At 65.3% G+C, this 25,315-nt stretch carries 35 protein-coding genes and 1 pseudogene; all 36 read right to left on the minus strand.

Annotation, left to right across the window (positions count from 1 at the left end):
- Nucleotides 1-12: 12 nt before the first annotated feature.
- The gene (locus ITJ61_RS07805; protein WP_194685913.1) at nucleotides 13-936 is read right to left on the minus strand and encodes a tRNA pseudouridine synthase A; all 924 of its coding nucleotides are present in this window, start codon (nucleotides 934-936) and stop codon (nucleotides 13-15) included.
- 98 nt (nucleotides 937-1,034) lie between these two features.
- On the minus strand, nucleotides 1,035-1,598 hold the full coding sequence (gene rplQ, locus ITJ61_RS07810) for a 50S ribosomal protein L17 (protein WP_104242645.1): 564 nt from the start codon (nucleotides 1,596-1,598) through the stop codon (nucleotides 1,035-1,037).
- Nucleotides 1,599-1,643: 45 nt separating this feature from the next.
- Entirely contained in the window at nucleotides 1,644-2,639 is a 996-nt protein-coding gene (locus ITJ61_RS07815; RefSeq protein WP_104242647.1) for a DNA-directed RNA polymerase subunit alpha, read from the minus strand.
- A 149-nt stretch (nucleotides 2,640-2,788) separates the two neighbouring features.
- A complete protein-coding gene (gene rpsK, locus ITJ61_RS07820) occupies nucleotides 2,789-3,187 on the minus strand; it encodes a 30S ribosomal protein S11 (RefSeq protein ID WP_194685914.1) in 399 nt (132 codons plus the stop codon).
- Nucleotides 3,188-3,229: 42 nt separating this feature from the next.
- The gene (rpsM, locus tag ITJ61_RS07825) at nucleotides 3,230-3,604 is read right to left on the minus strand and encodes a 30S ribosomal protein S13 (protein WP_068479246.1); all 375 of its coding nucleotides are present in this window, start codon (nucleotides 3,602-3,604) and stop codon (nucleotides 3,230-3,232) included.
- Between the two features lie 191 nt (nucleotides 3,605-3,795).
- Nucleotides 3,796-3,909, minus strand: coding sequence for a 50S ribosomal protein L36 (rpmJ, locus tag ITJ61_RS07830; protein WP_008361054.1), 114 nt, complete (start codon nucleotides 3,907-3,909; stop codon nucleotides 3,796-3,798).
- A gap of 69 nt (nucleotides 3,910-3,978) precedes the next feature.
- Entirely contained in the window at nucleotides 3,979-4,200 is a 222-nt protein-coding gene (gene infA / locus ITJ61_RS07835) for a translation initiation factor IF-1 (RefSeq protein ID WP_066056559.1), read from the minus strand.
- A gap of 150 nt (nucleotides 4,201-4,350) precedes the next feature.
- Nucleotides 4,351-5,190, minus strand: coding sequence for a type I methionyl aminopeptidase (gene map / locus ITJ61_RS07840; RefSeq protein ID WP_104307176.1), 840 nt, complete (start codon nucleotides 5,188-5,190; stop codon nucleotides 4,351-4,353).
- Nucleotides 5,191-5,234: 44 nt separating this feature from the next.
- Nucleotides 5,235-6,194: a hypothetical protein gene (locus ITJ61_RS07845; RefSeq protein ID WP_194685915.1), complete on the minus strand. Its 960-nt coding sequence runs from the start codon at nucleotides 6,192-6,194 to the stop codon at nucleotides 5,235-5,237.
- A gap of 9 nt (nucleotides 6,195-6,203) precedes the next feature.
- Entirely contained in the window at nucleotides 6,204-7,121 is a 918-nt protein-coding gene (locus tag ITJ61_RS07850; protein WP_194685916.1) for a hypothetical protein, read from the minus strand.
- A 138-nt stretch (nucleotides 7,122-7,259) separates the two neighbouring features.
- Nucleotides 7,260-8,411 carry a CaiB/BaiF CoA transferase family protein gene (locus tag ITJ61_RS07855; protein ID WP_258063888.1) on the minus strand — a complete coding sequence of 384 codons (1,152 nt, stop codon included), beginning with the start codon at nucleotides 8,409-8,411 and terminating at the stop codon, nucleotides 7,260-7,262.
- Between the two features lie 8 nt (nucleotides 8,412-8,419).
- A complete protein-coding gene (locus tag ITJ61_RS07860) occupies nucleotides 8,420-9,592 on the minus strand; it encodes an acyl-CoA dehydrogenase family protein (RefSeq protein WP_104307182.1) in 1,173 nt (390 codons plus the stop codon).
- A gap of 210 nt (nucleotides 9,593-9,802) precedes the next feature.
- Nucleotides 9,803-10,426 carry an adenylate kinase gene (locus ITJ61_RS07865; protein WP_104242657.1) on the minus strand — a complete coding sequence of 208 codons (624 nt, stop codon included), beginning with the start codon at nucleotides 10,424-10,426 and terminating at the stop codon, nucleotides 9,803-9,805.
- Nucleotides 10,423-11,781, minus strand: a complete 1,359-nt coding sequence (gene secY, locus ITJ61_RS07870) for a preprotein translocase subunit SecY (protein ID WP_104242659.1) — start codon at nucleotides 11,779-11,781, stop codon at nucleotides 10,423-10,425. Before secY ends, ITJ61_RS07865 begins: the two co-directional genes overlap by 4 nt.
- A 72-nt stretch (nucleotides 11,782-11,853) precedes the next feature.
- Nucleotides 11,854-12,327: a 50S ribosomal protein L15 gene (gene rplO / locus ITJ61_RS07875; RefSeq protein WP_104242661.1), complete on the minus strand. Its 474-nt coding sequence runs from the start codon at nucleotides 12,325-12,327 to the stop codon at nucleotides 11,854-11,856.
- The gene (gene rpmD / locus ITJ61_RS07880; protein ID WP_104242663.1) at nucleotides 12,324-12,512 is read right to left on the minus strand and encodes a 50S ribosomal protein L30; all 189 of its coding nucleotides are present in this window, start codon (nucleotides 12,510-12,512) and stop codon (nucleotides 12,324-12,326) included. Before rpmD ends, rplO begins: the two co-directional genes overlap by 4 nt.
- Complete coding sequence (gene rpsE, locus ITJ61_RS07885; RefSeq protein ID WP_104242810.1) at nucleotides 12,512-13,189, minus strand: 30S ribosomal protein S5; 678 nt, start codon at nucleotides 13,187-13,189, stop codon at nucleotides 12,512-12,514. Before rpsE ends, rpmD begins: the two co-directional genes overlap by 1 nt.
- Before the next feature lie 32 nt (nucleotides 13,190-13,221).
- Nucleotides 13,222-13,593 carry a 50S ribosomal protein L18 gene (gene rplR / locus ITJ61_RS07890; RefSeq protein ID WP_104242664.1) on the minus strand — a complete coding sequence of 124 codons (372 nt, stop codon included), beginning with the start codon at nucleotides 13,591-13,593 and terminating at the stop codon, nucleotides 13,222-13,224.
- Nucleotides 13,594-13,595: 2 nt separating this feature from the next.
- A complete protein-coding gene (gene rplF, locus ITJ61_RS07895; RefSeq protein ID WP_104242666.1) occupies nucleotides 13,596-14,132 on the minus strand; it encodes a 50S ribosomal protein L6 in 537 nt (178 codons plus the stop codon).
- 6 nt (nucleotides 14,133-14,138) lie between these two features.
- Nucleotides 14,139-14,537 carry a 30S ribosomal protein S8 gene (gene rpsH / locus ITJ61_RS07900; protein ID WP_068479267.1) on the minus strand — a complete coding sequence of 133 codons (399 nt, stop codon included), beginning with the start codon at nucleotides 14,535-14,537 and terminating at the stop codon, nucleotides 14,139-14,141.
- A gap of 125 nt (nucleotides 14,538-14,662) precedes the next feature.
- Nucleotides 14,663-15,250, minus strand: a complete 588-nt coding sequence (gene rplE / locus ITJ61_RS07905; RefSeq protein WP_104242668.1) for a 50S ribosomal protein L5 — start codon at nucleotides 15,248-15,250, stop codon at nucleotides 14,663-14,665.
- Between the two features lie 125 nt (nucleotides 15,251-15,375).
- A pseudogene (rplX, locus tag ITJ61_RS07910) lies at nucleotides 15,376-15,720 on the minus strand (50S ribosomal protein L24); the annotation flags it as partial.
- 3 nt (nucleotides 15,721-15,723) lie between these two features.
- A complete protein-coding gene (gene rplN / locus ITJ61_RS07915) occupies nucleotides 15,724-16,092 on the minus strand; it encodes a 50S ribosomal protein L14 (RefSeq protein ID WP_068479273.1) in 369 nt (122 codons plus the stop codon).
- 39 nt (nucleotides 16,093-16,131) lie between these two features.
- A complete protein-coding gene (gene rpsQ, locus ITJ61_RS07920) occupies nucleotides 16,132-16,428 on the minus strand; it encodes a 30S ribosomal protein S17 (RefSeq protein ID WP_104242672.1) in 297 nt (98 codons plus the stop codon).
- Complete coding sequence (gene rpmC, locus ITJ61_RS07925) at nucleotides 16,428-16,757, minus strand: 50S ribosomal protein L29 (RefSeq protein WP_104299433.1); 330 nt, start codon at nucleotides 16,755-16,757, stop codon at nucleotides 16,428-16,430. Before rpmC ends, rpsQ begins: the two co-directional genes overlap by 1 nt.
- Nucleotides 16,758-16,759: 2 nt before the next feature.
- Complete coding sequence (rplP, locus tag ITJ61_RS07930; RefSeq protein WP_068479279.1) at nucleotides 16,760-17,176, minus strand: 50S ribosomal protein L16; 417 nt, start codon at nucleotides 17,174-17,176, stop codon at nucleotides 16,760-16,762.
- 2 nt (nucleotides 17,177-17,178) lie between these two features.
- Nucleotides 17,179-17,937: a 30S ribosomal protein S3 gene (rpsC, locus tag ITJ61_RS07935; RefSeq protein WP_104242676.1), complete on the minus strand. Its 759-nt coding sequence runs from the start codon at nucleotides 17,935-17,937 to the stop codon at nucleotides 17,179-17,181.
- A complete protein-coding gene (rplV, locus tag ITJ61_RS07940; RefSeq protein ID WP_104242678.1) occupies nucleotides 17,937-18,320 on the minus strand; it encodes a 50S ribosomal protein L22 in 384 nt (127 codons plus the stop codon). The genes rpsC and rplV overlap by 1 nt, the downstream gene beginning before the upstream one ends.
- 24 nt (nucleotides 18,321-18,344) lie before the next feature.
- Nucleotides 18,345-18,626: a 30S ribosomal protein S19 gene (rpsS, locus tag ITJ61_RS07945; RefSeq protein ID WP_068479286.1), complete on the minus strand. Its 282-nt coding sequence runs from the start codon at nucleotides 18,624-18,626 to the stop codon at nucleotides 18,345-18,347.
- Nucleotides 18,627-18,637: 11 nt separating this feature from the next.
- A complete protein-coding gene (gene rplB / locus ITJ61_RS07950) occupies nucleotides 18,638-19,477 on the minus strand; it encodes a 50S ribosomal protein L2 (protein ID WP_068479288.1) in 840 nt (279 codons plus the stop codon).
- Between the two features lie 25 nt (nucleotides 19,478-19,502).
- Nucleotides 19,503-19,802 carry a 50S ribosomal protein L23 gene (rplW, locus tag ITJ61_RS07955; protein ID WP_068479290.1) on the minus strand — a complete coding sequence of 100 codons (300 nt, stop codon included), beginning with the start codon at nucleotides 19,800-19,802 and terminating at the stop codon, nucleotides 19,503-19,505.
- Nucleotides 19,799-20,446: a 50S ribosomal protein L4 gene (gene rplD, locus ITJ61_RS07960; RefSeq protein ID WP_104307186.1), complete on the minus strand. Its 648-nt coding sequence runs from the start codon at nucleotides 20,444-20,446 to the stop codon at nucleotides 19,799-19,801. Before rplD ends, rplW begins: the two co-directional genes overlap by 4 nt.
- A 6-nt stretch (nucleotides 20,447-20,452) precedes the next feature.
- On the minus strand, nucleotides 20,453-21,106 hold the full coding sequence (gene rplC / locus ITJ61_RS07965) for a 50S ribosomal protein L3 (RefSeq protein ID WP_104242682.1): 654 nt from the start codon (nucleotides 21,104-21,106) through the stop codon (nucleotides 20,453-20,455).
- A gap of 8 nt (nucleotides 21,107-21,114) precedes the next feature.
- Nucleotides 21,115-21,423: a 30S ribosomal protein S10 gene (gene rpsJ, locus ITJ61_RS07970; RefSeq protein ID WP_068479296.1), complete on the minus strand. Its 309-nt coding sequence runs from the start codon at nucleotides 21,421-21,423 to the stop codon at nucleotides 21,115-21,117.
- Between the two features lie 369 nt (nucleotides 21,424-21,792).
- Nucleotides 21,793-23,907 (minus strand): acyltransferase family protein, encoded by a 2,115-nt coding sequence (locus ITJ61_RS07975; RefSeq protein ID WP_194685917.1) that lies wholly within the window; start codon nucleotides 23,905-23,907, stop codon nucleotides 21,793-21,795.
- Nucleotides 23,908-24,114: 207 nt separating this feature from the next.
- Entirely contained in the window at nucleotides 24,115-25,308 is a 1,194-nt protein-coding gene (gene tuf / locus ITJ61_RS07980) for an elongation factor Tu (protein WP_104242686.1), read from the minus strand.
- Nucleotides 25,309-25,315 lie beyond the last annotated feature (7 nt).

The raw sequence follows: 25,315 nt of genomic DNA on the forward strand, positions 1-25,315 counted from the left end.
GATTCCTGGGAATCAGTCGAGAGATGTAGATCGGTCAGCGATGCCCGCAGGCGAGGTGAGTGGCTCCACCAGACGGAGGGCGGGCCGCTGCGCCCGCGTCACGGCCTGGCGCTCACGGAGATGAGCGTCCGCCGGGTAGCCCACTCCCGTGAGCGTGAGCCCCTTCGCCGCCAGGACGGGGAAGGCGCTGCTTCGCTCCGTCGCCTGGAGCAGCGAAGGCACGTCCGAGTGCCGGATGCGCCCGGCACCGACCTCAGCGCACATGCCGACGAGGGACCTGACCATGGAGTGGCAGAAGGCATCCGCTTCGAGCTTCGCGACGACGACGCCCTGCTCGTCGCGGACCCAGTCGAAGCGCTGCAGGGTCCGGATCGTCGTCGAGTTCGGGCGCGGTCGGCAGAAGCCGGCGAAGTCGTGGAGGCCGATGAGCTTGTCTGCGGCCACCTGCATGAGGCCCGCGTCGAGCTCTCGCGGGACGACGGCCGTGCGGTGCCGCTCGATGGGGTTCGGAGGCGTTCGGCGATCTGCGATGCGGAACTCGTAGCTCCGGGAGATCGCCGAGAACCGAGCGTCGAACCCCTCCGGCGCAGGCGCCACCGCCGCGAGGACGACGTCGGTGTCTCGACCGAGGACCCCGTTCACCCGACGGAGCAGGATGTCGGACACCTCGTCGCTGGACCGACGTCGGACGTTCTCGACCCCGAGGGCGTCGAGGTCGAGGTGCGCGACCTGCGCCGTCGCGTGGACTCCAGCGTCTGTTCGGCCCGCGACCGTGAGCAGCGGACCATCGGGAAGCTCTCGTGCGACGAGCCTGATGGCGTCCTCGAGGGCGCCCTGCACCGTTCGCAGTTCCGGCTGCGCCGCCCACCCGCTGAACGCGGACCCGTCGTAGGCGATGTCCAAACGGAACCGTGTGCTTCCTCGTCCGTGCCCCATGCGCCCATCCTCCCTCAACCGAACCGGTTTATCGACGACACGACGAAGCCCCCGAGCAATCTCGATGATTGCTCGGGGGCTTCGACGATCAGCTTCGACTACTTGGCGTCGTCGGCCTTCGCGTCAGCGTCCGACTCAGCGGCGTCTGCAGCCTCGGAAGGCTGCGTTCCGCCGTCGGACGTGGGCTCGGAAGCCTCCGTGTCGCCTGCGGCTGCGTCGACCTCGTCGGTCGCGGGCTCGTCGACCTCAGGCTCTGCAGGTGCGGCGGCCGGAGCCGTCTTCACTGCGGATGCCTTCGGCGTGACGGGCTCGAGGACGAGCTCGATGACTGCCATGGGGGCGTTGTCGCCCTTGCGGTAGCCGGTCTTGATGATGCGGGTGTACCCGCCTTCGCGACCTTCCATCTGCGGTGCGATCTCCGTGAAGAGCTCGTGCACGACGGTCTTGTCGGTGACAATCTGCAGCACGCGACGGCGAGCGTGGATGTCTCCGCGCTTCGCGAAGGTGATCAGGCGCTCAGCGAGCGGACGGAGGCGCTTGGCCTTCGTCTCGGTCGTCTGGATGCGCTTGTGCGTGTACAGCTGCGCCGCGAGCGTAGCGAGCATGAGGCGCTCGTGTGCGGGGCCGCCTCCGAGGCGAGGACCCTTGTTGGGCTTAGGCATTCGTCATTCTCTTTCGTGTGAAGTCGGTCTGGCGGGCAGGTCTGTTTAGACGTACTCGCCGGTGTCGTCGCCGGCACCGTAGAAGTGAGCACCCTCGAACCCGGGAACCGAGTCCTTGAGCGAGAGGCCGAGCTCGGTGAGCTTGTCGCGCACCTCGTCGACCGACTTCTGACCGAAGTTGCGGATGTTCATGAGCTGCGTCTCGCTGAGAGCGACGAGCTCGGAAACCGTGTTGATGCCCTCGCGCTTGAGGCAGTTGTACGAGCGCACGGAGAGGTCGAGATCTTCGATCGGCATCGAGAGCTCGTTGGTGAGGACGGCGTCGACCGGCGCTGGGCCGATCTCGATGCCCTCTGCCTGCTCGTTCAGCTCGCGAGCGAGGCTGAAGAGCTCGACGAGCGTGCGACCGGCAGATGCGATCGCGTCGCGCGGCGAGATGGCCGGCTTCGTCTCCACGTCGACGACGAGGTTGTCGAAGTCGGTGCGCTCACCGGCACGGGTCGCGTCGACGCGGTAGGTGACCTTGAGGACCGGCGAGTAGATCGAGTCGATCGGTACCTGACCGGCCTCGGAGAACTCGTTGCGGTTCTGGGTCGCCGAGACGTAGCCGCGGCCGCGCTCGATCGTCAGCTCGAGCTCGAACTTGGCGTCGTCGTTGAGCGTCGCGATGACGAGCTCCGGGTTGTGCACCTCGACACCGGCAGGTGCTGAGATGTCAGCCGCCGTCACTTCGCCCGCTCCGGTCTTGCGGAGGTAGGCCGTGATCGGCTCATCGTGCTCGCTGGAGACGACCAGCTGCTTGATGTTGAGGATGATCTCGGTGACGTCTTCCTTCACACCAGGGATGGTGGTGAACTTGTGGAGGACACCGTCGAGACGGATGCTCGTGACTGCTGCTCCGGGGATGGAGGACAGCAGGGTGCGACGCAGTGAGTTGCCGAGGGTGTAGCCGAAGCCGGGCTCGAGTGGTCCGATCGTGAACTTCGAGCGGTTCTCGGAGAGGCTTTCCTCGGTGAGCGTTGGACGCTGTGCGATAAGCACTATGGGTTCCTTTCGGCAAAGTGTCCGCTATATGACACTTGGCGATTCAGCCGACGCACGTCGTCGACCGGGTGTGGAGTTCGAGCGGGGACGCCGAACATCCGCCACGAGGCCCTCCCTCGCGGGAGAGCCTCGCGGCGGACGGGAGGCTAGACGCGGCGACGCTTCGGAGGGCGGCAGCCGTTGTGTGCCTGAGGGGTGACGTCGTTGATCGAGCCGACCTCGAGGCCTGCGGCCTGAAGCGAGCGGATCGCGGTCTCGCGACCGGAGCCCGGTCCCTTGACGAAGACGTCGACCTTCTTCATGCCGTGCTCCTGCGCCTGGCGAGCTGCAGCCTCGGCTGCGAGCTGCGCGGCGAAGGGCGTCGACTTGCGCGAGCCCTTGAAGCCGACTCCACCGGAGGAAGCCCAGCTGACGACAGCGCCGGACGGGTCGGTGATCGACACGATCGTGTTGTTGAAGGTCGACTTGATGTGAGCCTGGCCCACTGCGACGTTCTTCTTGTCCTTCTTGCGCGGCTTACGAGCGGCGCTCTTTGGGGTAGCCATTTTTCTCTCCTACGAAATCTGCGGGCGCTGTCGCGGCGGCGACTAGCGTGCCTTCTTCTTGCCGGCGACCGTGCGCTTCGGGCCCTTGCGGGTACGAGCGTTCGTCTTCGTGCGCTGACCGCGCACGGGAAGGCCGCGGCGGTGGCGGAGACCCTCGTAGCTGCCGATTTCGACCTTGCGGCGGATGTCAGCTGCGACCTCACGGCGGAGGTCACCTTCTACCTTGAAGTTGCCTTCGATGTAGTCGCGGAGCTGAACCAGCTGCTCGTCGTCGAGGTTCTTGACGCGGATGTTGCCGTCGATGCCGGTGTCCTCGAGTGCCTTGAGGGCGCTCGTGCGGCCGACGCCGTAGATGTAGGTGAGTGCGATCTCAACGCGCTTTTCGCGTGGGAGATCGACGCCTGCGAGACGTGCCATGGGATTTCTCCTGTGGGTTGAGGTGTGATGCACCGGATGGGCCCCGGCCTCGGTCCGAAGGTGTCCCCGCCTGGGCTGAGCCCGGCGGTTCTTACTGGTGCTGTTTCGTATTCAGTTGTGACGTCGGGCGCGTGTGCACCCATGGGACGTCTCGCGCGCCTGAACTGGCCGGCGAGGTGAGTCCCGAGCGATTAGCCCTGGCGCTGCTTGTGGCGCGGGTTCTCGCAGATGACCATGACGCGACCGTGGCGGCGGATAACCTTGCACTTGTCGCAGATCTTCTTGACGCTGGGGTTGACCTTCATTGAAGTTCCTTCTGTGATCGCTGGCCTCGTGCTGGGCAGACGTCTGCCCAGCCGTTCCTTACAGCGTGCCTACTTGTAGCGGTAGACGATGCGGCCGCGGGTCAAGTCGTACGGGCTCAACTCCACGATCACGCGGTCCTCGGGAAGGATGCGGATGTAGTGCTGACGCATCTTGCCCGAGATGTGAGCAAGAACCTTGTGTCCGTTCGAGAGTTCTACGCGGAACATTGCGTTTGGCAATGCCTCGACAACCGAACCCTCGATCTCGATGACGCCGTCTTTCTTGGCCATAGCCTCACTGTCGTTTGCTATTGAATGCACGCTGGTCGTGCGGATGGACGGTGCCTACGCGCGCGGGAACGCAACGCAAAAGACACCAAGCGTCAACTCTAGGCCGTCTCCCCGTGGAGTGCAAGTGCGGGGCCGCACCGCCGATGGAGGTCAGGCTCCCGCGCCGGCCGGCAGGGTGGGGACGACTCCGAACGGCTCGAGACCCGCCGCTCCCCCGTCATGGGCGGTGGAGACCCAGATGCCGTCGGCGTGCACCAGGATCGTGTGCTCCCAATGGGCCCCGAGCGAGCCGTCCGCTGAGCGAACGGTCCAGTCGTCGTCATCGATGACGACGTCAGGGCCCCCGAGCGTGATCATGGGCTCGATGCAGATGGCCAGGCCAGGCTTGACCACCGGCCCGCGCCCGAAGACGCGGATGTTGTGCACGGTCGGTTCCTCGTGCATGCTGCGGCCGATGCCGTGCCCCGCGAAGTCCTCGAGGATGCCGTAGTCACCGGACTGTTCGATGGACTCCTCGACGGCAGCTCCGACCTCGGCGAGGTGCCGAGCGGTCGCCAGCTTCGCGATGCCCGCCCAGAGCGAGCGCTCGCAGGCCTCGCTGAGACGCGACCCGTCAGCCACCGCGTTCGTGTCCGCTGCTTCGCCGGGGACGACGAACGTTCGGGCCGAGTCGCCGTTCCAGCCCTCGAACATGGCCCCGGCGTCGATGGAGACGAGCTGGCCCGCCGTGAGCGGCTTGTCGTCCGGGATACCGTGGACAACCGCGTCGTCGACGGAGGCGCAGATCGTGTGTCGGTACCCCGGAACCAACGCGAAGTTCGGCACTGCGCCCCTCTCGCGGACGACGCGCTCGGCGATGCCGTCGAGCTCCAGCGTCGTCACCCCCGGACGGATCGCCTCGGCGACGGCATCGAGGGCGAGTGCCGTGATCCGGCCGGCTGGCACCATCGCCGCGAGCTCGGCGGGTGTCTTGTAGATGCTCTTGCGCATCAGGAGAGTCTACGCGCCCGGCTCCTTCTCGCCGCCGAGGGCACTCACTCGAGGGCGCGACAGGCTCCCGAGAGGCTGAGCACGTAGACCCCATCGGTGTCGTAATAGAGAATCGCGAAGCGCACGTTCGAGGCGGACTCGGACTCCCCGATGATCTCGCTCATCGTGCCCCGCACGACCAGCGGATGCTCAGCCCACAACGCGCGAACCGCCTCACCATCGAAGGCAGTCCCATCGGTCTGGAAGTACGAGGTCACGTTGACGGCGACGCCCGCTTCATCACCAGCACCGCAAGTGGTCGCCGTGACGAGCAGCGGCTCGGTACCCGCGGAGTCCCGCACGTACTCGGCCGTCGGGACCAACGCCATGGTGCTTTCCGCGAGCGCGAGAACTCCCTGCCGTTGCTCCGGCGTCACCCGCGTCAGCGCGTAGGCCGCGTCACCCTCCGCCGTGTCCGCGATCAATGCCCCGTCACCGCCTTCCTCGTCGGCGCTGCCCGCATACTCCTCGTCGGCTCCGGACGGCCAGGTCGTCCCGAGCGCCGACATTTGAGGTCCGAGAAGGGCCGCAGCAGAGGCCGTGATGAACAGGCACGCGACGAGCAGCGTCGCCATGGCAGAGACGCGCGCAACCGCGCGTGCGGTGACCAGCGTGCCGGACAGGAGCTGCGCATCCTGGCTCCGCAGCTTGACGGCAAGATGCTTCGCGAGGCTCGACAGCACAGCAGGGACGGCAGCGGCGGCAACGAGAACGCCGAGCGCACCGAGCATCGTGAGGAAGGACTGCGGTTCGGGAACGGGGAACCAACCGACCCACGATGGCAACCGCGCGACACCGAGCGGCTGCGGCATGGCCCCCGGTGAGAGGAGCACGAGCCAGATGGCGGCGAACAGCGGAATGCAGAGCGTCAACAGCGCGAGCACGATGACGGTCTTCGCAATCTGCACGTCCCCGGAGGAATGCCGACTGCGTGCATCCGTACGATCGTCGAGTTTCGGATTCATCGTTGCCCCTCAGTCGCTTGGCGAGCAGTGGCTGGTGACGGTGATGTTGAGCCAGCCTTGGGCGTCGCCCCGCATCCTGACCTGGTCGATCGCCTGTGCGGTAGAGCCGCCCGCGTAGTTCGTGCCCATGGCCCGGTCGTATGTCAGTCCCCGCGCCTTCCAGAGCTCGATGATGTTCTGCTCGTCCGTGACGGTGTCGGGGCCGCTCACACTCAACTGCACCTCGTACGCGACTCCACGCGACGTTGTCTCGTCCGGGTAGTCGCCCGTCTCTCCGCCCGGCACACAGGCGATCTCGACCGGTTCGGCATCCAGGGGCCCGACCATGAGGTTGGGGACGGGACTCTCCATGGTCGCCACGGTCGCGTCACGCAGGTCGAGGACGCCGGCCCGCAGCTGGTCGGCAGACAGCGAGGTCACGGCGCCGGGCTCATCCAACGGCTCCTCACCTGGCCAGTAGGTCTGCGCTGGAGGTGCGGAGGGTTCTGCCTGAGGGGCCTCCGTCTGCACCTCCACCTGAGCAACGATCGTGCGCCCCGCCTCAAGCGTCCAGAGCAACGTGAAGCCGAGATGCGTGGCGGCGATCACCGCTGCCACGCTCACCGCCGCCAGCGACACGGACCGTGTGCGACGCAGCGCCACCACCATGCACACCGCCACCACGACAACCCCGGCCGGCCACAGCGCCAGGAGCAATCCGGGACGGACGTACCGGTCCATGAACGCTCCTGGTTCGGGCAGGGACGGCCCTGGCTCCCACGGCACGAGTGCAAACGCATGCCACGGTGTGATGCCGACGAGAAGGGCAGCGAGGAATGTCGCGATGGCGAGGAACTTGAGCCACCAAGCGGGACGTGGTGTGGTCCCCGGCACGTCTGCAGATGGCGTGCTCGCCCGCACACTGTGCTCGACGGTCGACGGTCTCATGGGGCCTCCGTGTTCGTCCCGCACTCGATGATGTGCGGTCCTGTGACGCTAGCCCGACACCGGGATGCGGCCCCCCAACCAGCGACAACGCTTCTGCAACAGCGGCTCTGCGAGGGTCACGGTTGCGTAACCGGGAAGCTATCGCCAGTCGACGGACGTGCCCGCGGAGCCAAGATCTGGTGCCTGCTGTCCGTACACCGCCGGCGTCCGCGACAAGTGAATGGGGTTGGCCGTCAACCGCACCGATTCCCCAGCTCCTGCTCCCAGTTCCACGACAGGCTCAAGGCCAAGGCCCTCTGCGAACGCAAACGCCTCGGCGACGTCGTTCACGAGGCCGGCCGGCACGCGTGCACTCGTCAGGAGCTCGACCCATTCGCTGGCCGCGCGCTCCCCCAGCCTCGCCGCAATGAGCGCACGGAGGGCCTCGCGGTTGTGCACGCGGAGCTGGTTGGTGCTGAAGCGCGGGTCTCCAGCGAGGCCAGGAGCGCCGAGGACCCCGACAAGTGCTGCGAACTGCCGATCGTTGCCGACGGCGATCACGAGCGGACGGTCGCTCGCGTCGAACAGCTCGTACGGGGCGATGCTCGGATGCGCGTTGCCGAGCCGTGCGGGAGCCCGGCCCGTCGCCAGCGTGCTCGATGCCTGATTGGCGAGCGCCGACAGCAGGCTCGTCATCAGGTCCACCTCCACGCGCTGACCCGTCCCAGACCGCTCGCGCTCGCGCAGGGCGAGCAGAATGCCCGTGACCGCGTTCAGCCCAGTCAGCACGTCGACGAGCGCGACGCCGACCTTGCTCGGCTCACCGTCCACCGGGCCCGTGATGCTCATGAGTCCGCCGACGGCCTGCACGAGGAGGTCGTAACCTGGCAGCGCCGCTCCCCCGCCTCCGCCGAAACCGGTGATGGAGCAGAAGATCGCCGACGGGTTCTCGGCCCGCACCGAGTCGAAGTCGAGCCCGAAGCGCGCCATGACCCCGGGCCGGAAGTTCTCGACGACGATGTCCGCCTCCCGCGCGAGTCGGCGCGCGGCCGCAGCGTCCTCGTCGCGGGTGAGGTCGAGCACCAGGGATCGCTTGCCGCGATTCACGCCGGAGAAGTACGTCGACTGGCCGCGCGCATCCACCGGTGGAGTCCACGCTCTCGTGTCGTCACCGCCCGGGGGTTCCACCTTGATGACGTCGGCGCCGAAGTCGGCGAGCATCATCGTCGCGTACGGTCCGGCGAGCACGCGGGAGAAATCCGCGACCCGCACGCCGCTCAGCACGCCGTCGCGTTCGCGATCCGAGAGCACCGGTGCCCCTACCGGAACGCCGGAATGCCGGTGAGCTTGCTGCCAAGCACCAGCGTGTGGATCTCGTCGGTCCCCTCGTAGGTGCGGACCGACTCCAGGTTGTTGGCGTGGCGGAGCGGCGAGTGGTCGAGGGTGATGCCGTTGCCGCCGAGGATCGTCCTCGCCTCGCGAGCGATCGCGATCGCCTCGCGGGTGTTGTTGAGCTTGCCAGCGGAGATATGGTGCGGCTGGATGCGGCCCGCGTCCTTCAGCCGCCCGAGCTGGAGGGCGAGCAGGAAGCCCTTGTTGATCTCGAGGGCCATGTCCACGAGCTTCTGCTGCGTGAGCTGGAAGCCTGCCAGCGGACGGTTGAACGGCTGCCGCTCTCCCGCGTACGCGAGCGCGTCCTCGAAGCTGTCCCTGGCAGCGCCCATGACCCCCCAGGCGATACCGTAGCGGGCCTCATTGAGGCACTCGAACGGCCCACGCAGCCCGCGGGCACCGGGCAGCATCGCAGCGGCGGGGACCCGGACCTCGTCGAGGACGACGTCGCATTGGACGGACGCGCGCATCGAGAGCTTCGGGCCGATGGGGGTCGCCGAGAAGCCGGCGGAAGCCGTCGGCACGATGAACCCCCTGATGCCATCGTCCGTCTGCGCCCAGATGATCGCGATGTGGGCGAGGGACGCCAGGCCGATCCAGCGTTTGGTGCCGCTGAGCACCCAGTCCGAGCCATCTCGACGCGCGAAGGTGCCCATCGTCCCCGGATCGGATCCGGCAGCGGGCTCGGTCAGCCCGAAGCAGCCGATGACCTCGCCAGCCGCCATGCGCGGCAGCCACTCGACCTTCTGCTCCTCGCTCCCGTGCTTCCAGATGGCGCTCATGGCCAGAGAGCCCTGCACGGAGACGAAGGTACGAATACCGGAGTCTCCCGCCTCGAGCTCCGCCGCGGCGATGCCGTACTCGACGGCGCTGCGACCAGCGCACCCGTAGCCGCTCAAGTGCATGCCAAGCAGCCCCTCGCTCGCGAGCATCGGCACGAGGTCGATCGGGAAGACCGCGTCCTCGTACCAGGACGCGATGTGCGGCCTGACGTGCTCGTCGACGAGGAGTCGGACGCGACTGCGCAGCGCCAGCTCCTCCTTGCTCAAGAGCACGTCGAAGTCGATGAGGTCATGGGGCTCAGCTGAGAGTGAGGACATCTGTGTCTCCGTTCCTGGACGACTGCGTCAACAGGGTTCTCCGGCTCTCCGAGCTGGAGGCGCCGACAGGGCAACGCTAGCCGACGAAGACAGCACAGAACCAGGTGCGAACGGCCCTGCGGTGTCTCCGCGGCGTGCATTCCGGCAAACGCAAGAGGACCCGAGCGGGAGAAATCCGCTCGGGTCCTTGCTTGTCTTGCCGGGTGAGTCCTATTTGCCGCTCAGGCGGTGCAGTGGGTGACGCAGGCCCCGCTGCTCGAGAGCAGCGAAGATGCGGTTCCGGACTTCCTCGACGGTGCCGAAGCCGTTGACGCTCACGAGCGATCCGCGAGCGGAGTACGTCTCGAGAAGCGGCGCGGTCTCCTGCAGGTACACGTTCTGACGGTGCCTGATGGCCTCTTCCGTGTCGTCGGCGCGGCCCTGCTCGAGCGCGCGGCGGCGGAGGCGCTCCACGACGCTGTCGATCTCGACCTTGAGCTCGATGACGGCATCGATCGCCGTGCCCTGGTCAGCGAGGAGCTGCGTGAGGAACGCGACCTGCTCGAGTGTGCGCGGGTAGCCGTCGAGGAGGAAGCCGCCAGCGGCGTCGGCCTCCGTGAGGCGGTCGCGGACGAGCTCGTTCGTCAGCGAATCGGGAACCAGGTTGCCGCTCTCGATGATCTCGCGGACCTGGATGCCGAGGTTCGTGCCGTTCTTGATGTTGGCACGGAAGATGTCACCGGTCGAGATGGCTGGGATACCGAAGGCCTCGGCGATGCCGACGGCCTGCGTTCCCTTGCCGGCCCCGGGGGGACCAACGATGAGCAGGCGGAAGGTCTGGTCGTGATGTGTCATCGGAGAAGCCCCTCGTAGTTGCGTTGTTGGAGTTGAGCGTCGATCTGCTTCACCGTCTCGAGTCCGACGCCCACGACGATGAGGATCGATGCGCCGCCGAACGGGAAGTTGGCATTTGCATTGACCGTGGACAGCGCGATGAGCGGGATGAGCGCGAGCACGCCGAGGTAGAGCGAACCGGGGAAGGTGATTCGCGTGAGCACGAAATTCAGGTACTCGGCGGTGGGGCGTCCGGCACGGATGCCGGGAACGAAGCCACCGTGCTTTCGCATGTTCTCGGCAACCTCCTCAGGGTTGAAGGCGATCGCGACGTAGAAGTACGTGAAGCCGATGATGAGGAGGAAGTAGACCGCCATGTAGAGCGGGTGGTCGCCCGTCGTGAAGTTGTTCATGACCCAGGTGACCCACTCTGGCGGGGTCTCCCCCGCGGCAGGCTGGTTGAACTGGGCGACGAGCGCGGGAAGGTACAGCAGCGACGAGGCGAAGATGACAGGGATAACGCCTGCCTGGTTCACCTTGATCGGGATGTACGTGCTGTTGCCGCCATACGTGCGGCGTCCGACCATGCGCTTCGCGTACTGGACGGGGATGCGACGCTGCGACTGCTCGACGAAGACGACGGCCATCATGATGAGCAGCCCGATCGCGATGACGATGACGAGCGTGGTCATTCCACCGGTACCGGCGGCGATGGCGCCGAAGGCGGACGGGAACGAGGCTGCGATCGACGTGAAGATCAGGAGCGACATGCCGTTGCCGACGCCGCGCTCGGTGATGAGCTCGGCCATCCACATGATGACCGCGGTGCCAGCTGTCATGGCTGCGACCATGAGCACGACGCGCACCATGTTGATGACGGCGTTCTCCGGGGTCGCGGCGGACTCGTTGAGCATGTCGAGGACGTTCTCGCAGGCAGGGTTGCCCGTGCCGAAGAGCGTTCCCGACTTCGCCACCGTCACGAGTGTCGTCGCCTGGAGGATCGCGAGGGCGATGGTCAGGTAGCGCGTGTACTGCGTGAGCTTCGACTGACCCGCCTGACCCTCCTTGTGGAGCGCCTCGAAGTGCGGGATGACCACACGCAGCAGCTGCGTGATGATCGAGGCCGTGATGTACGGCATGATGCCCAGCGCGAAGATCGACAACTGCAGCAGCGCGCCACCGGAGAACAGGTTGACCATGTCGTAGAGACCGGCCATCTGCGTTCCAGTGTCGAGACACTGCTGCACGTTGACGTAGTTCACAAATGGGCCAGGAACCGTGGTGCCGATCCGGTAGATGGCGACCATAGCGAGCGTGAAGAGGATCTTGCGACGAAGATCCGGTGTCTTGAACACTCGTGCGACGGCACTGAACACTACGTTCCTGCTTTCATTTCTCGTGAAAGAGACAAACGGGGGTCGGCAACCGCCGACCCCCGCTTGGAGTTGCTACTTGACGGAACCGCCGGCGGCAACGATCTTCTGCTCTGCTGAGCTGGAGACCTTGTCGACCGCGACGTTCAGCTTAACCGCAATCTCACCATTGCCGAGCACCTTGACGGGCTCGTTCTTGCGAACCGCACCCTTTGCCACGAGGTTCGCGATGGTGACATCGCCGCCCTCGGGGAAGAGCTCGGCCAGCTTGGAGAGGTTGACGACCTGGTACTCGACGCGGAACGGGTTCTTGAACCCGCGCAGCTTCGGCGTACGCATGTGCAGCGGCATCTGGCCACCCTCGAAGCCGATACGCACTGTCGTGCGCGCCTTCGAGCCCTTGGTGCCGCGACCGGCGGTCTTGCCCTTGGAGCCCTCACCGCGACCAACGCGCGTCTTGGACTTCTTGGCACCGGGAGCGGGGCGGAGGTGGTGGACCTTGAGCTGAGGCTCGGAGGTCACATCCTTCTCGTTCTCGTTCTTGGTCATTCGGAGATCTCCTCAACTGAAACCAGGTGAGCGACTGTCTTGACGTAGCCGCGGTTCACCGAGTTGTCCGGCTTGACGACGGTGTGGCCAATGCGCTTGAGGCCGAGCGAGCGCAGTGTGTCGCGCTGGTTCTGCTTCTCGCTGATCTTGGACTTGATCTGGGTCACCTTGAGACTCTTGGCCATCAGGCACCGACCTTCTGTGCTTCGGCTGCGGCCTTGGCCGCGTTGGCCTCGGCACGCAGAATGCGCTGCGGAACGACCTGGTCGACGGGCAGGCCACGACGAGCTGCGACTGCGCGCGGCTCCTCGAGCTGCTTCAGCGCCGCGACGGTTGCGTGCACGATGTTGATCGTGTTCGACGAACCGAGCGACTTCGACAGGACGTCGTGGATGCCCGCGCACTCAAGCACGGCGCGGACGGGGCCACCGGCGATAACACCGGTACCTGCAGCGGCGGGACGGAGCAGGACGACGCCTGCTGCTGCCTCGCCCTGCACGGGGTGCGGGATCGTCTTCAGGACGCGAGGAACGCGGAAGAAGTTCTTCTTCGCCTCTTCGACGCCCTTGGCGATGGCCAGCGGGACCTCACGGGCCTTGCCGTAGCCGACGCCCACGAGTCCGTTGCCGTCGCCGACGACGACCAGCGCGGTGAACGCGAAGCGACGACCGCCCTTGACGACCTTGGAGACGCGGTTGATGGTGACGACGCGCTCCAGGAACTGGTTCTTGTCATCGCGCGAGTTGCGGTCGCGGCCGCCCTGGCCACGCTCGCCACGACCACCGCGGCGGTTGTTGTCGCGACCTCCGTCGCGCTGTGCCGACTCACTCGACGCGGCCGTCTCAACGGGCGTGTCGGTCATGTTGTCGGGCGTGTTGGTGTCGATTTTCTCGGTCACAGGTTCAGCCCTGCCTCTCGTGCTCCATCAGCGATGGCCGCGACGCGACCGGCGTACTTGTTGCCGCCGCGGTCGAAGACCACGCTTTCGATGCCGGCGTCCTTGGCGCGTGCGCCGACGAGCTCGCCGACCCGCTTCGCCTTGGCCGACTTGTCACCGTCGAACTCACGCAGCTCGGCTTCCATGGTGGATGCCGAAGCCAGCGTGATGCCCTTGGTGTCGTCGACAACCTGGACGAAGACGTGACGCGCCGAGCGCGTGACGACGAGACGGGGACGCTGTGCGTCGCCGGAGACCTTCTTGCGAAGGCGGACGTGGCGGCGACGGGTCGCTGCCTGCTTGCTCTTTCCTCGAGTTCCGAGTCCCATGGTTACTTACCTGACTTTCCGGCCTTGCGGCGGATCTGCTCGCCCTCGTAACGCACGCCCTTGCCCTTGTAGGGCTCGGGGAGGCGGAGCTTGCGGATGTTCGCTGCGACCTCGCCGACAGCCTGCTTGTCGATTCCGACGACCGTGAGCTTGTTGTTGCCCTCGACCTGGAACGTGATGCCCTGGGGGGGCTCGACGTTGATCGGGTGCGAGTAGCCGAGTGCGAACTCGACGCCCGTGCCCTTGGAAACGATGCGGTAACCGGTTCCAACGACCTCGAGCTTCTTCGTGTAGCCCTCGGTGACGCCGATGATGTTGTTGTTGATGAGCGTGCGGGTCAGGCCGTGCAGTGCACGCGACTCACGCTCGTCGTTCGGACGCGTGACGAGAAGCTGACCGTCTTCGAGCTTGACCTCGATGGGGTTCGCGACGACGAGCGCGAGCTCGCCCTTCGGTCCCTTGACGGTGACGTTCTGCGCGTCGATCTTGATGTCAACGCCTGCTGGGACGCTGATCGGGAGACGACCAATTCGTGACATGACGGATTACCACACGTAGGCGAGGACTTCTCCGCCTACGCCCTTCTGCTCGGCCTGACGGTCCGTGAGGAGACCGGAGGAGGTGGACAGGATGGCAATGCCGAGGCCGCCGAGGACGCTTGGCAGCTCGGTCGAGCGCGCGTACACGCGGAGACCTGGCTTGGAGACGCGCTTGATGCCGACGATCGACCTCTCGCGGTTCGGACCGAACTTCAGCGAGAGAGTGAGGGTCTGGCCCACTCGTGCATCTTCGACTGTCCAGTCGGTGATGTAACCCTCGCGCTTGAGGATGTCGGCAATGTGGGACTTGAGCTTCGAGCTCGGCATCGACACGGAGTCGTGGTGCGCCGAGTTCGCGTTGCGCAGTCGCGTCAGCATATCTGCGACGGGATCTGTCATCGTCATGATGAGTGCCTTTCGCCTGGTTTCGCGGGGCCGTACACGGCCCCGCGACCTGTGGTGGACGGGCCATTGCGGTTGCAACAGCCCGATGGGGTCACGGCATACGCCGTGACCCTCGGGTGTTCAGACTAGTTCTGCTGGAGACCGGCCTGGAACGGGAAGCCGAGCTTGCCCAGGAGAGCGCGCCCATCTTCGTCGTTCTTCGCCGTCGTGACGACGGTGATGTCCATACCGCGTGTGCGGTCGATCTTGTCTGGATCGATCTCATGGAACATTACCTGCTCCGTGAGGCCGAAGGTGTAGTTTCCGTTTCCGTCGAACTGGCGGTCGTTGAGACCACGGAAGTCGCGGATACGGGGAAGAGCGAGCGAGAGCAGGCGGTCGAGGAATTCCCACATGCGGTCGCCGCGCAGTGTGACGTGCGCGCCGATCGGCTGTCCTTCGCGCAGCTTGAACTGTGCGATCGACTTCGTGGCCTTCGTGACCTTCGGCTTCTGACCGGTGATCGCCGTGAGGTCCGTGATGGCACCCTCGATGATCTTTCCGTCGCGAGCTGCTTCGCCAACACCCATGTTCACGACGATCTTCACGAGACCGGGAACCTGGTGGACGTTGCTCACGCCGAGGTCTGCCTGCAGCTGAGCCTTGAGCTCGTCGCGGTACTTCAGCTTGAGACGGGGCTGGATTTTGCCAGCCTCCGTGGCGATGTCAGTCATATCTACTCGTCGTCCTTCTTCTTCGGTGCGGCGGCCTTGGCCTTCGTCGCGGGCTTCTTCTCAGCCTTCTCAGCCTTGTCGGCCTTGGCGGCCTTCTCGACCTTGGCCGGCTTCGCAGCGCGGCGCGATGGCTTGAAGACGCGCGTGCGCACCGTCTTGGTCACGCCGTCCTTCGTGACCTCTTCGACCTGCACACCGGTGCGAGCCGGCTGCTTGGTCTCGGGGTCGACGAGTGCGACGTTGGAGATGTGGATGGGGGCCTCGACGGTCTCGATGCCACCCGTCTTCGTGCCACGCTGCGTCTGTCCGACGCGAACGTGCTTGGTCACGAAGTTGATTCCCTGAACGAGAATGCGGTTCTCTTCGCGGAGCACCTCGAGCACTTCGCCCTGCTTGCCGCGGTCTCCACCACGAGCCTGGCTCGGGCCCGAGATGACCTGGACCAGGTCGCCCTTGCGGATCGTTGCCATGGGTTAAATCACCTCCGGCGCGAGCGACACGATCTTCATGAACTTCTTGTCGCGGAGTTCGCGACCGACCGGTCCGAAGATTCGAGTGCCACGCGGCTCGTTGTCACCCTTGAGGATGACGGCTGCGTTCTCGTCGAACTTGATGTACGAACCGTCGGGACGACGGGTCGACTTGACTGTGCGAACGATGACGGCCTTGACGACCTCACCCTTCTTGAGGTTTCCGCCAGGGATCGCGTCCTTGACGGTCGCGACGATGACGTCACCGATCCCCGCGTAGCGGCGGCCGGAGCCACCGAGTACGCGGATCGTGAGGAGTTCCTTGGCGCCGGTGTTGTCGGCGACACGGACTCGTGATTCTTGCTGAAGCATCTGTCAAATTCCTTCGCTGAGTGGTCGAAGAGGCGAGGCCTACTTCGCCTTCTCCAGGATCTCGACCAGGCGCCAGCGCTTGGTAGCGCTGAGGGGACGGGTCTCTGCAATCAGGACGAGGTCGCCGATGCCGGCCTGGTTGTCGGCGTCGTGCGCCTTGACCTTGCTCGAGCGGCGGAGCACCTTGCCATAGAGGGGGTGCTTGACGCGCTCTTCGACCGAGACGGTGATGGTCTTTTCCATCTTGTCGCTCGTGACGTAGCCGCGCCGGGTCTTGCGGTAGTTGCGCTCGTGCGCTTCTTCCGTTGCCTCGGGCTGTGTCGTGCTTTCAGCCATTACTTGGTCTCCTCGTTCTCAGCCTCGGGCGCAGCCTCGGAGGCTTCGGCCTTCTTCGAAGCCTTGGTGGCCTTCGACTTCTTGGCCGGCTTCTCGACCGGGGCCGGGGTTGCGCGGATCCCGAGCTCACGCTCGCGGATCACCGTGTAGATGCGCGCGATGTCGCGCTTGACCTGACGGATGCGTCCGCGCTCTTCGACCTGGTTGGTCACGGCCTGGAAGCGCAGGTTGAACAGCTCTTCCTTGGCCTTCTTGAGCTCCTCGACGAGACGTCCGTCTTCGAAGTTGTCGAGCTCGGTGGTGGCGAGCTCCTTGGTACCAATCGCCATGATTACTCGCCTTCCTCGCGCGAAATGATGCGTGCCTTGAGCGGCAGCTTGTGGATGGCGCGCGTGAGGGCCTCGCGAGCGAGCTCCTCGCTGACGCCGGCGACCTCGAAGAGGACGCGGCCGGGCTTGACGTTCGCAACCCAGGAGTCGACTGCACCCTTACCGGAACCCATGCGGGTCTCGGCGGGGCGAGCGGTCATCGGGCGGTCCGGGTAGATGTTGATCCAGACCTTGCCGCCACGCTTGATGTGACGCGTCATGGCGATACGAGCTGCCTCGATCTGACGGTTGGTCACGTAGGACGGGGTGAGCGCCTGGATGCCGAACTCGCCGAACGATACGGTGTTGCCACCCTTCGACATGCCGCTACGGTCCGGGCGGTGCTGCTTACGGTGCTTGACTCGACGTGGAATCAACATGGTTACGCCTCAACTCCTGCGGCGACCTGCTTCTCGTTGTCGCGGCGCGGGCCACGGCGTGAGCGGTCGTTACGGTCCCCACGGGACGACTTCTGGTTGGCCTGTTCGCGGGCGAGTTCCTTGTTGGTCATGTCGCCCTTGTAGATCCACACCTTGACACCGATGCGACCGTAGGTGGTCTTGGCCTCGTAGAAGCCGTAGTCGATGTTGGCGCGGAGCGTGTGCAGCGGAACGCGTCCCTCGCGGTAGAACTCCGAGCGGCTCATCTCAGCACCGCCGAGGCGGCCGGAGACCTGGATGCGGATGCCCTTGGCACCTGCACGCTGAGCGCCCTGGAGGCCCTTGCGCATCGCACGGCGGAAGGCGACACGAGCAGAGAGCTGCTCGGCGATGCCCTGCGCGACCAGCTGAGCGTCAGCCTCGGGGTTCTTGACCTCGAGGATGTTCAGCTGGATCTGCTTGCCCGTGAGCTTCTCGAGGTCGGCGCGGATGCGCTCGGCCTCTGCTCCGCGTCGTCCGATGACGATGCCGGGGCGTGCCGTGTAGATGTCGACGCGAACGCGGTCACGCGTGCGCTCGATCTCGATGCGGGAGACGCCTGCACGGTCGAGTGTCTTCTGGAGATACTCGCGAATGCGGATGTCTTCCTTGACGTAGTCGCTGTAGCGCTGACCCGGCTTGGTCGAGTCTGCGTACCAGCGGGAGACGTGGTCGGTCGTGATTCCGAGACGGAAGCCGTACGGATTGATCTTCTGGCCCATTACTTGCTGCTCCCCTTCTCGGCCTCGGCGAGCTCCGGCGTCGCCAGCACAACCGTGATGTGGCTTGTGCGCTTGTTGATGCGGAATGCTCGTCCCTGTGCACGTGGACGGAAGCGCTTGAGGGTTGCACCCTCGTCTACGAACGCCTTGGCGATGTAGAGGTCGCGCTCGTCAAGGAACTGGCTTTCCTTGTCTGCCTTGACACGTGCGTTGGCGATTGCGGATGCAACGACCTTGTAGACCGGCTCAGAGGCACCCTGAGGTGCGAACTTCAGGATTGCGAGCGCTTCGAGCGCCTGCTTGCCGCGGATCAAGTTGACGACGCGACGAGCCTTCTGAGGGGTGACGCGGATGTGCCGCACGCGTGCGGTTGACTCCACCATATTTTCCTCCTTCACGTCGCCGCGTTAGCGGCGACGACCCTTCTTGTCGTCCTTCTCGTGTCCACGGAAGGTGCGGGTCGGTGCAAACTCGCCGAGCTTGTGGCCGACCATGGTTTCGGTGACAAACACGGGGATGTGCTTGCGACCGTCGTGCACGGCGATGGTGTGGCCGAGCATGTCCGGCACGATCATCGATCGGCGCGACCAGGTCTTGATGACGTTCTTCGAGCCAGCTTCGTTCTGCTTGACCACCTTCTGGAAGAGGTGTTCGTCGACGAAGGGGCCCTTCTTGAGACTGCGAGGCATCTTCTGATCTCCTACTTACGCTTCTTGCCGGCAGGGCGACGGCGGACGATGAGCTTGTCGCTCTCCTTGTTGGGGCGACGGGTGCGGCCTTCTGGCTTACCCCAGGGGCTCACCGGGTGACGTCCACCGGATGTGCGGCCCTCACCACCACCGTGCGGGTGGTCGACCGGGTTCATGACGACACCACGGACCGTCGGGCGAACGCCGAGCCAGCGCTTGCGGCCGGCCTTGCCCAGGTTGATGTTCGACTGCTCGGCGTTGCCGACCTCGCCGATCGTCGCGCGGCAGCGCACGTCGACGTTGCGGACTTCGCCGCTCGGCAGACGCAGCTGGGCGTAGGGGCCGTCCTTCGCAACGAGGCGAACGGAGGCTCCGGCCGAGCGCGCCATCTTCGCGCCGCCGCCTGGGCGGAGCTCGATGGCGTGGATGACCGTACCGGTCGGGATGTTGCGAAGCGGGAGGTTGTTGCCCGGCTTGATGTCGGCGCCAGCGCCCGACTCGATGATGTCGCCCTGCTTGAGCTTGTTGGGAGCCAGGATGTAGCGCTTGGATCCGTCGAAGAAGTGCAGCAGCGCGATACGAGCGGTGCGGTTGGGGTCGTACTCGATGTGAGCGACCTTGGCGTTCACGCCGTCCTTGTCGTTACGACGGAAGTCGATGACGCGGTACTGGCGCTTGTGGCCACCACCGATGTGACGGGTCGTGATGCGTCCCTGGTTGTTGCGTCCACCCGACTTGGTGAGGGGGCGGAGCAGCGACTTTTCGGGAGTCGAGCGCGTGATCTCGGTGAACTCGGACACCGAGGCTCCACGACGACCTGGCGTCGTGGGCTTGTAATTGCGAATAGCCATGTGAATTCGTCCTCTGTGCTCTCGATTAACCGGCGTTCGAGAAGATGTCGATGGTGCCGGACTTGAGCGAGACGATGGCGCGCTTGGTGTCCTTGCGCTTGCCGAGCCCGAAGCGGGTGCGGCGCGTCTTGCCCGTGCGGTTCAAGGTGTTGACCTTGTCGACCTTGACGTCGAAGATCTGCTCGATAGCGAGCTTGATCTCGGTCTTGTTCGAACGGGGGTCGACCTCGAAGGTGTACTTGCCCTGGTCGATCAGGCTGTAGCTCTTCTCGGAGATCACCGGCGCGAAGATGATGTCGCGCGGGTCCTTGTTGTTTGCGCTCATGCGCCCTGCTCCTTGCTGGTCTTGCTCTCGACGAACGCGTCGTAAGCAGCCTTCGTGAAGAGGATGTCGTCCGAGACGAGGACGTCGTAGGCGTTGAGCTGGTCCACGAAGAGCACGTGAAGTGCCTGCAGGTTGCGGACGCTCAGCAGGCTGAGCTCGTCGCTGCGGTCGAGGACGACGAGGATGTTGCGTCCCGCCGCGACCTTCGCGATTGCTGCGGCTGCGACCTTGGTCGAGGCCTTCTCGCCCGTGACGAGGGAGTCGACGATGTGCAGGTGGCCACCGCGTGCGCGGTCGCTCAGTGCGCCGATGAGGGCGGCTGCAATCATCTTCTTGGGGGTGCGCTGCGAGTAGTCACGCGGCGTCGGTCCGTGGACGATGCCACCACCCTTGTGCTGCGGCATGCGGACCGAACCCTGACGGGCGCGGCCGGTGCCCTTCTGCTTGAACGGCTTGCGACCGGAGCCGGAAACCTCTCCACGGTTCTTCGTCTTGTGCGTGCCCTGACGAGCAGCCGCACGCTGTGCGACGACGACCTGGTGGATCAGCGGGACGTTGGTCTGCGCGTCGAAGATGGCGGCAGGCAGTTCGACCGAGCCGGACTTCTTGCCGGCTGCGTCGGTGACGTCAATCTTGGTTGCCATAGGAAACTAGGCCCCCTTCACTGCGTTGCGAACGAAAACGAGACGACCCTTGGGGCCGGGGACAGCACCCTTGACGAGGAGGATGCCCTTCTCGGCGTCGGCTGCGTGAACCGTGAGGTTCTGGACGGTGACGCGGTCGCCACCCATCCGGCCAGCCATGCGCGTGCCCTTGAAGACACGGCTGGGGGTCGCGGAGGCACCGATGGAGCCGGGGCGACGGTGGTTCTTGTGCGCACCGTGAGATGCGCCGACACCGGAGAAGTTGTGACGCTTCATGACACCGGCGAAGCCCTTGCCCTTGCTGGTGCCGACGACGTCGATCTTGGTGCCGGGCTCGAACGTGTCTGCGCCGAGCTCCTGACCGATCGTGTACGAGGCTGCATCAGCGGTGCGGAGCTCGGTGATGTGGCGGCGAGGCGTGACGCCCGCTGCTGCGAACTTGCCGGCTGCCGGCTTGTTCACCTTGCGCGGGTCGATCGCGCCTGCGGCGATCTGAACGGCTTCGTAGCCGTTCTTTTCGACGGTCATGATCTCGGTGACGACGTTGGTGCTCACCTGGATGACCGTGACGGGGACGAGACGGTTTTCAGCGTCCCAGACCTGGGTCATGCCGAGCTTCGTGCCCAGCAGACCCTTGAACGTCTTGGTAGCGGTAGACATGTGTTTCCCTAGAGCTTGATCTCGATGTTGACATCGGCCGGAAGGTCGAGGCGCATGAGCGAGTCGACGGCCTTCGGCGTCGGGTCGACAATGTCGATCAGACGCTTGTGGGTGCGCATCTCGAAGTGCTCGCGGCTGTCCTTGTACTTGTGAGGGCTACGGATCACAGCGATCACGTTCTTCTCGGTAGGCAGGGGCACCGGACCGATGACGGAGGCGCCAGCACGGGTTACGGTGTCGACGATCTTGCGCGCCGAGCTGTCGATGACCTCGTGGTCATACGACTTCAGTCGAATGCGGATCTTCTGTCCCGCCATGGTTGACTCTCTCTCTCAATGACGTGCCGCCATTGCGGCTTCGCATGCAACCCCGTGGCGTCTTCACGCCGGGATTCGCACCACTGTTTTTCTGTCAAGTTCACCTGCTCGGAGCACAGGAGTGTACTCAAGCTGATGGACGGCCTTCGGGATTCGACCTCGGTGAGGTGTCTTCCTTTGGCCGGAGCTTTGCTCTGCTGCCGGCGGCCTAAGCTGCACACCAGGCGTCTTGCGACGCGGGGCGCTTATGCACACTCCGGGCAGTGATTCGAACACACGACTAGCGCCGTGCCCCGAAATACTGAACTCACCGAGTTTAGACCGGGGAGGCCTGTTCTTGCAACCCGGGCGTGTCGCGGATTTCGCTGGTCACTCGGCGCGCGCGTCCGCGAGGCCCTGTGCGATGACATCGGCGAGGAACACCGAGTACTCGCGACCCACGTGCGTCGGGTCCGAATGCACGGAGATCCCAGCGACGACGAGGGGGCAGAGCCCGAGCTCCACGTCGCAGAACCAGTCGGAGGTCCGGACGACCGCGGCTCCGCCTGCCGCCATCTGCTCGGCCTGGTGATCGCGACGCTCCACGAACTCCGGCCCGAAGGCGCTCGTGCAGGATTCCTCGGCCTGTTGCCGCGTCGATGCGGCGAGGCAGGCGTCCAGGGAGTTGGCGGGAGTCACTGCGTCGAGCCAGATGACGTCGATTCCCATCTCGGTGAGCTCGCGGACCAGTTCAACGGAGCCCTCGCCGAGCGTGGTTCCCTTGTTCCACGCGAGGTCACCGAACTGCTCCCCCACCCACCAGCCGCCGTAGGAGATGATCACCGTGTCCGGTCGGTCCGCAGCAGCGAGCTCCATGACCCAGTTGTTGTGGGCGGCGCACTCGTCCTTCATGTCGCCTGATCTGTCGAGGGCTGCGCCCTGAGTGAAGGGGCACATGCTCTTGCCAAGCAGTTGCACGGTCGTCTCGTCACCGACAGCTGCCCGGACGCCGGGTGCCCAGGAGACAGCCTGCGAGTCGCCGACGATCCAGAGCTCTTCGCCGGAGTCCTGATCGGTATCTTCGGGTGCGTAGCGGCAGTTGGCTCGATTGTCGTCGGTGACCGTCAGGCAGCCGTTCACCGACCATTCCGGGCCGAGTGCATCCCAGCCCGAGACCGCCTCGCCGTTGAGCGCGGTCGGCTCGAGGAGCGCCTCGGTGATCGCGAGGCTCAGCTGCTGCTCGCTCGTGACGGTCTGCCCGGGACCGAGGTCTGCGATGGCCTCCTGGCGCAGGCCAGGTGCGAGCTGCACACCCACGAAAGCCACGATGGCGATCAACGGCACGCTGACCGAGGTCAGCAGCCGGGGATTGCGCTTCCATCTCGGCGCCGTCGAATCCACCTGGGCCACCGGATTGCGAACCCGGCCAAGGAACGCGAGGAAGCGCGACATCGCCCAGGCGACGGCGATGGACACGGCGAGGAGCAGGAGACCGTCGAGGAACGACACCGGCTCACTGCGCTCGGGAAAGAGCTCGACGAAGAGCTTGAGGATCGGCCAGCTCCACAGGTACAGGCCGTACGAGAAGCCGCCGAGCCAGACGAGCGGTCGCCACGTGAGCAGACGATTCCCGCCGGAGAGCTCCCCTGAGGCACCTGAGATGAGCACGAGGAGCGCACCCCCGACGGGGTACAGGGCGATGAGGCCCGGGTACGGCCATTCACTCGGGAGGAGACCCGCGGTGAGCACGAGTGCGAGGCCGAGGCTGCCGAGAAGCGCTCGCACGGTCTTCGGCAGGTGGATACGCGTCATCACGAGCGCGGCGACGGCGCCGATGCCGAACTCCCAGAGGCGGGCCCAGGTGCTGTAGTAGGTGGGCACAGGATCGCTCGCGACGCCGTTGAGCGCGTAGATGAGCGATGCTGCAGTGAGGAGCGCGAGTCCCGCAGTAGCGACACGACGCACACGCCACTTCGCGAGCTTCGCAATGGCCCCCAGGATGAGCACGAATGCGAGCAGCAGCAGCGTCGCCTGCCCCTGGACCGACATCGCCCAGAAGTGCTGCACGGCCGACTTGTCGTGCCCCGCGGAGATGTAGTCGGTTGCGTCCCCCGCCAACCGCCAGTTCTCCCAGTACGTCGCGGCGGCGAAGATATCCGTCACGTTGCGCTGGAACGACAGCGGCGACTCGGTCATGAGGAGCACTGCGGAGACCACGATGAGGACGAGTCCGGCCATCGGGAAGAGCCGGGTGGCCGTGCGCTTGACGTACTGCCAGGCGCGGATGCTCCCCCGTCGCTCGAGCTCGCCGACAAGCGTCGTCGCCAGCAGGAAGCCGCCGAGGACGAAGAAGAGGTCGACACCGCCGGAGACCGTGCCGAACCAGATGTGGAACGACGCGACGAGCAGCGAGGCGATCGCGCGCAGGCCCTGGATGTCCGAGCGGTAGCGATTCGGCTCCGGCCGAGCTGGCACGCTCGTCGGGCGTTCTGCGCGTACGGACATACGTCGTGCTCCCTGACTGCACTGAGGCGATGGATGGCCCTCGGCTGGGGATGCGGAGGCGACCGATCAGCGCCAGGGAAGGGGCAGGCTTCGACCCGGCACACGAGAGACGAGTGTAGCTCGCATCTCGACTCCGTGAAAACGGATGAAAACACGAAATGGGGCCGGACCCGAAGGTCCGACCCCACTGCGAAGTGAGCTGGAAGCTTACTTGTTGATCTTCGTCACCGTGCCGGCGCCGACCGTGCGGCCACCCTCACGGATTGCGAAGCCGAGGCCCTCTTCCATGGCGATCGGCTGGATGAGCTCGACCGTCATGTCCGTGGTGTCACCGGGCATGATCATTTCCTTGCCCTCGGGCAGGGTGATGACGCCGGTCACGTCCGTGGTGCGGAAGTAGAACTGCGGGCGGTAGTTCGTGAAGAACGGGTTGTGACGGCCACCCTCGTCCTTCGAGAGGATGTAGGCAGTTCCCTCGAAGTTCGTGTGCGGCGTGACGGAACCGGGAGCGACGATGACCTGACCGCGCTCGACGTCCTCACGCTTGGTGCCACGAAGGAGAAGACCACAGTTCTCACCGGCCCACGCCTCGTCGAGCTGCTTGTGGAACATCTCGATACCCGTGACGGTCGTCTTGACGGTCGGACGGAGTCCGACGATCTCGACGTCCGAGTTGATGGCGAGCGTGCCACGCTCGGCGCGACCCGTGACGACGGTTCCACGACCGGTGATCGTGAAGACGTCCTCGACGGGCATGAGGAACGGCTTGTCCTTGTCGCGGACGGGCTCCGGCACGTTGTCGTCGACAGCCTGCATGAGCTCGACGATCTTCTCGGCCCAAGCCTCGTCGCCCTCAAGCGCCTTGAGGCCGGAGACCTGGACGACAGGAGCGTCGTCGCCGGGGTAGTCCTGGCTGGAGAGGAGCTCGCGAACCTCGAGCTCGACGAGCTCCAGGATCTCCTCGTCGTCAACCATGTCGGCCTTGTTCAGCGCGACGACCAGGTACGGCACGCCGACCTGCTTGGCGAGCAGCACGTGCTCACGCGTCTGAGCCATGGGGCCGTCGGTTGCGGCGACCACGAGGATTGCGCCATCCATCTGCGCAGCGCCCGTGATCATGTTCTTGATGTAGTCGGCGTGACCCGGAGCATCGACGTGAGCGTAGTGACGCTTGGGCGTCTCGTACTCGACGTGGGAGATGTTGATCGTGATACCGCGCTGACGCTCTTCCGGAGCGGAGTCGATCGACGCGAAGTCACGCTGCACGTTGGTCGCCGAAGGGTACTTGTCAGCAAGCACCTTCGAGATCGCTGCGGTGAGCGTGGTCTTGCCGTGGTCGACGTGACCGATCGTTCCGATGTTTACGTGCGGCTTGGTCCGCTCGAACTTGGCCTTGGCCACTGTGGTC

Origin of the sequence: Pseudoclavibacter sp. VKM Ac-2888, assembly GCF_015351285.1 — a bacterium.
In the GTDB taxonomy this organism is placed as follows: Bacteria; Actinomycetota; Actinomycetes; order Actinomycetales; family Microbacteriaceae; genus Pseudoclavibacter.

Bases quoted from the DNA above. Each gene is read 5' to 3' on its own strand.
- ITJ61_RS07805 (WP_194685913.1), bottom strand. From the start codon at position 936: ATGGGGCACGGACGAGGAAGCACACGGTTCCGTTTGGACATCGCCTAC.
- rplQ (WP_104242645.1), bottom strand. From the start codon at position 1,598: ATGCCTAAGCCCAACAAGGGTCCTCGCCTCGGAGGCGGCCCCGCACAC.
- rpsK (WP_194685914.1), bottom strand. From the start codon at position 3,187: ATGGCTACCCCAAAGAGCGCCGCTCGTAAGCCGCGCAAGAAGGACAAG.
- rpsM (WP_068479246.1), bottom strand. From the start codon at position 3,604: ATGGCACGTCTCGCAGGCGTCGATCTCCCACGCGAAAAGCGCGTTGAG.
- rpmJ (WP_008361054.1), bottom strand. From the start codon at position 3,909: ATGAAGGTCAACCCCAGCGTCAAGAAGATCTGCGACAAGTGCAAGGTT.
- infA (WP_066056559.1), bottom strand. From the start codon at position 4,200: ATGGCCAAGAAAGACGGCGTCATCGAGATCGAGGGTTCGGTTGTCGAG.
- map (WP_104307176.1), bottom strand. From the start codon at position 5,190: ATGCGCAAGAGCATCTACAAGACACCCGCCGAGCTCGCGGCGATGGTG.
- ITJ61_RS07845 (WP_194685915.1), bottom strand. From the start codon at position 6,194: ATGAATCCGAAACTCGACGATCGTACGGATGCACGCAGTCGGCATTCC.
- ITJ61_RS07850 (WP_194685916.1), bottom strand. From the start codon at position 7,121: ATGAGACCGTCGACCGTCGAGCACAGTGTGCGGGCGAGCACGCCATCT.
- ITJ61_RS07860 (WP_104307182.1), bottom strand. From the start codon at position 9,592: ATGTCCTCACTCTCAGCTGAGCCCCATGACCTCATCGACTTCGACGTG.
- ITJ61_RS07865 (WP_104242657.1), bottom strand. From the start codon at position 10,426: ATGACACATCACGACCAGACCTTCCGCCTGCTCATCGTTGGTCCCCCC.
- rplO (WP_104242661.1), bottom strand. From the start codon at position 12,327: ATGACCAAGAACGAGAACGAGAAGGATGTGACCTCCGAGCCTCAGCTC.
- rpmD (WP_104242663.1), bottom strand. From the start codon at position 12,512: ATGGCCAAGAGTCTCAAGGTGACCCAGATCAAGTCCAAGATCAGCGAG.
- rpsE (WP_104242810.1), bottom strand. From the start codon at position 13,189: ATGACCGACACGCCCGTTGAGACGGCCGCGTCGAGTGAGTCGGCACAG.
- rplR (WP_104242664.1), bottom strand. From the start codon at position 13,593: ATGGGACTCGGAACTCGAGGAAAGAGCAAGCAGGCAGCGACCCGTCGC.
- rplF (WP_104242666.1), bottom strand. From the start codon at position 14,132: ATGTCACGAATTGGTCGTCTCCCGATCAGCGTCCCAGCAGGCGTTGAC.
- rpsH (WP_068479267.1), bottom strand. From the start codon at position 14,537: ATGACGATGACAGATCCCGTCGCAGATATGCTGACGCGACTGCGCAAC.
- rplE (WP_104242668.1), bottom strand. From the start codon at position 15,250: ATGACTGACATCGCCACGGAGGCTGGCAAAATCCAGCCCCGTCTCAAG.
- rplN (WP_068479273.1), bottom strand. From the start codon at position 16,092: ATGCTTCAGCAAGAATCACGAGTCCGTGTCGCCGACAACACCGGCGCC.
- rpsQ (WP_104242672.1), bottom strand. From the start codon at position 16,428: ATGGCTGAAAGCACGACACAGCCCGAGGCAACGGAAGAAGCGCACGAG.
- rpmC (WP_104299433.1), bottom strand. From the start codon at position 16,757: ATGGCGATTGGTACCAAGGAGCTCGCCACCACCGAGCTCGACAACTTC.
- rplP (WP_068479279.1), bottom strand. From the start codon at position 17,176: ATGTTGATTCCACGTCGAGTCAAGCACCGTAAGCAGCACCGCCCGGAC.
- rpsC (WP_104242676.1), bottom strand. From the start codon at position 17,937: ATGGGCCAGAAGATCAATCCGTACGGCTTCCGTCTCGGAATCACGACC.
- rplV (WP_104242678.1), bottom strand. From the start codon at position 18,320: ATGGTGGAGTCAACCGCACGCGTGCGGCACATCCGCGTCACCCCTCAG.
- rpsS (WP_068479286.1), bottom strand. From the start codon at position 18,626: ATGCCTCGCAGTCTCAAGAAGGGCCCCTTCGTCGACGAACACCTCTTC.
- rplB (WP_068479288.1), bottom strand. From the start codon at position 19,477: ATGGCTATTCGCAATTACAAGCCCACGACGCCAGGTCGTCGTGGAGCC.
- rplW (WP_068479290.1), bottom strand. From the start codon at position 19,802: ATGAGCGCAAACAACAAGGACCCGCGCGACATCATCTTCGCGCCGGTG.
- rplD (WP_104307186.1), bottom strand. From the start codon at position 20,446: ATGGCAACCAAGATTGACGTCACCGACGCAGCCGGCAAGAAGTCCGGC.
- rplC (WP_104242682.1), bottom strand. From the start codon at position 21,106: ATGTCTACCGCTACCAAGACGTTCAAGGGTCTGCTGGGCACGAAGCTC.
- rpsJ (WP_068479296.1), bottom strand. From the start codon at position 21,423: ATGGCGGGACAGAAGATCCGCATTCGACTGAAGTCGTATGACCACGAG.
- ITJ61_RS07975 (WP_194685917.1), bottom strand. From the start codon at position 23,907: ATGTCCGTACGCGCAGAACGCCCGACGAGCGTGCCAGCTCGGCCGGAG.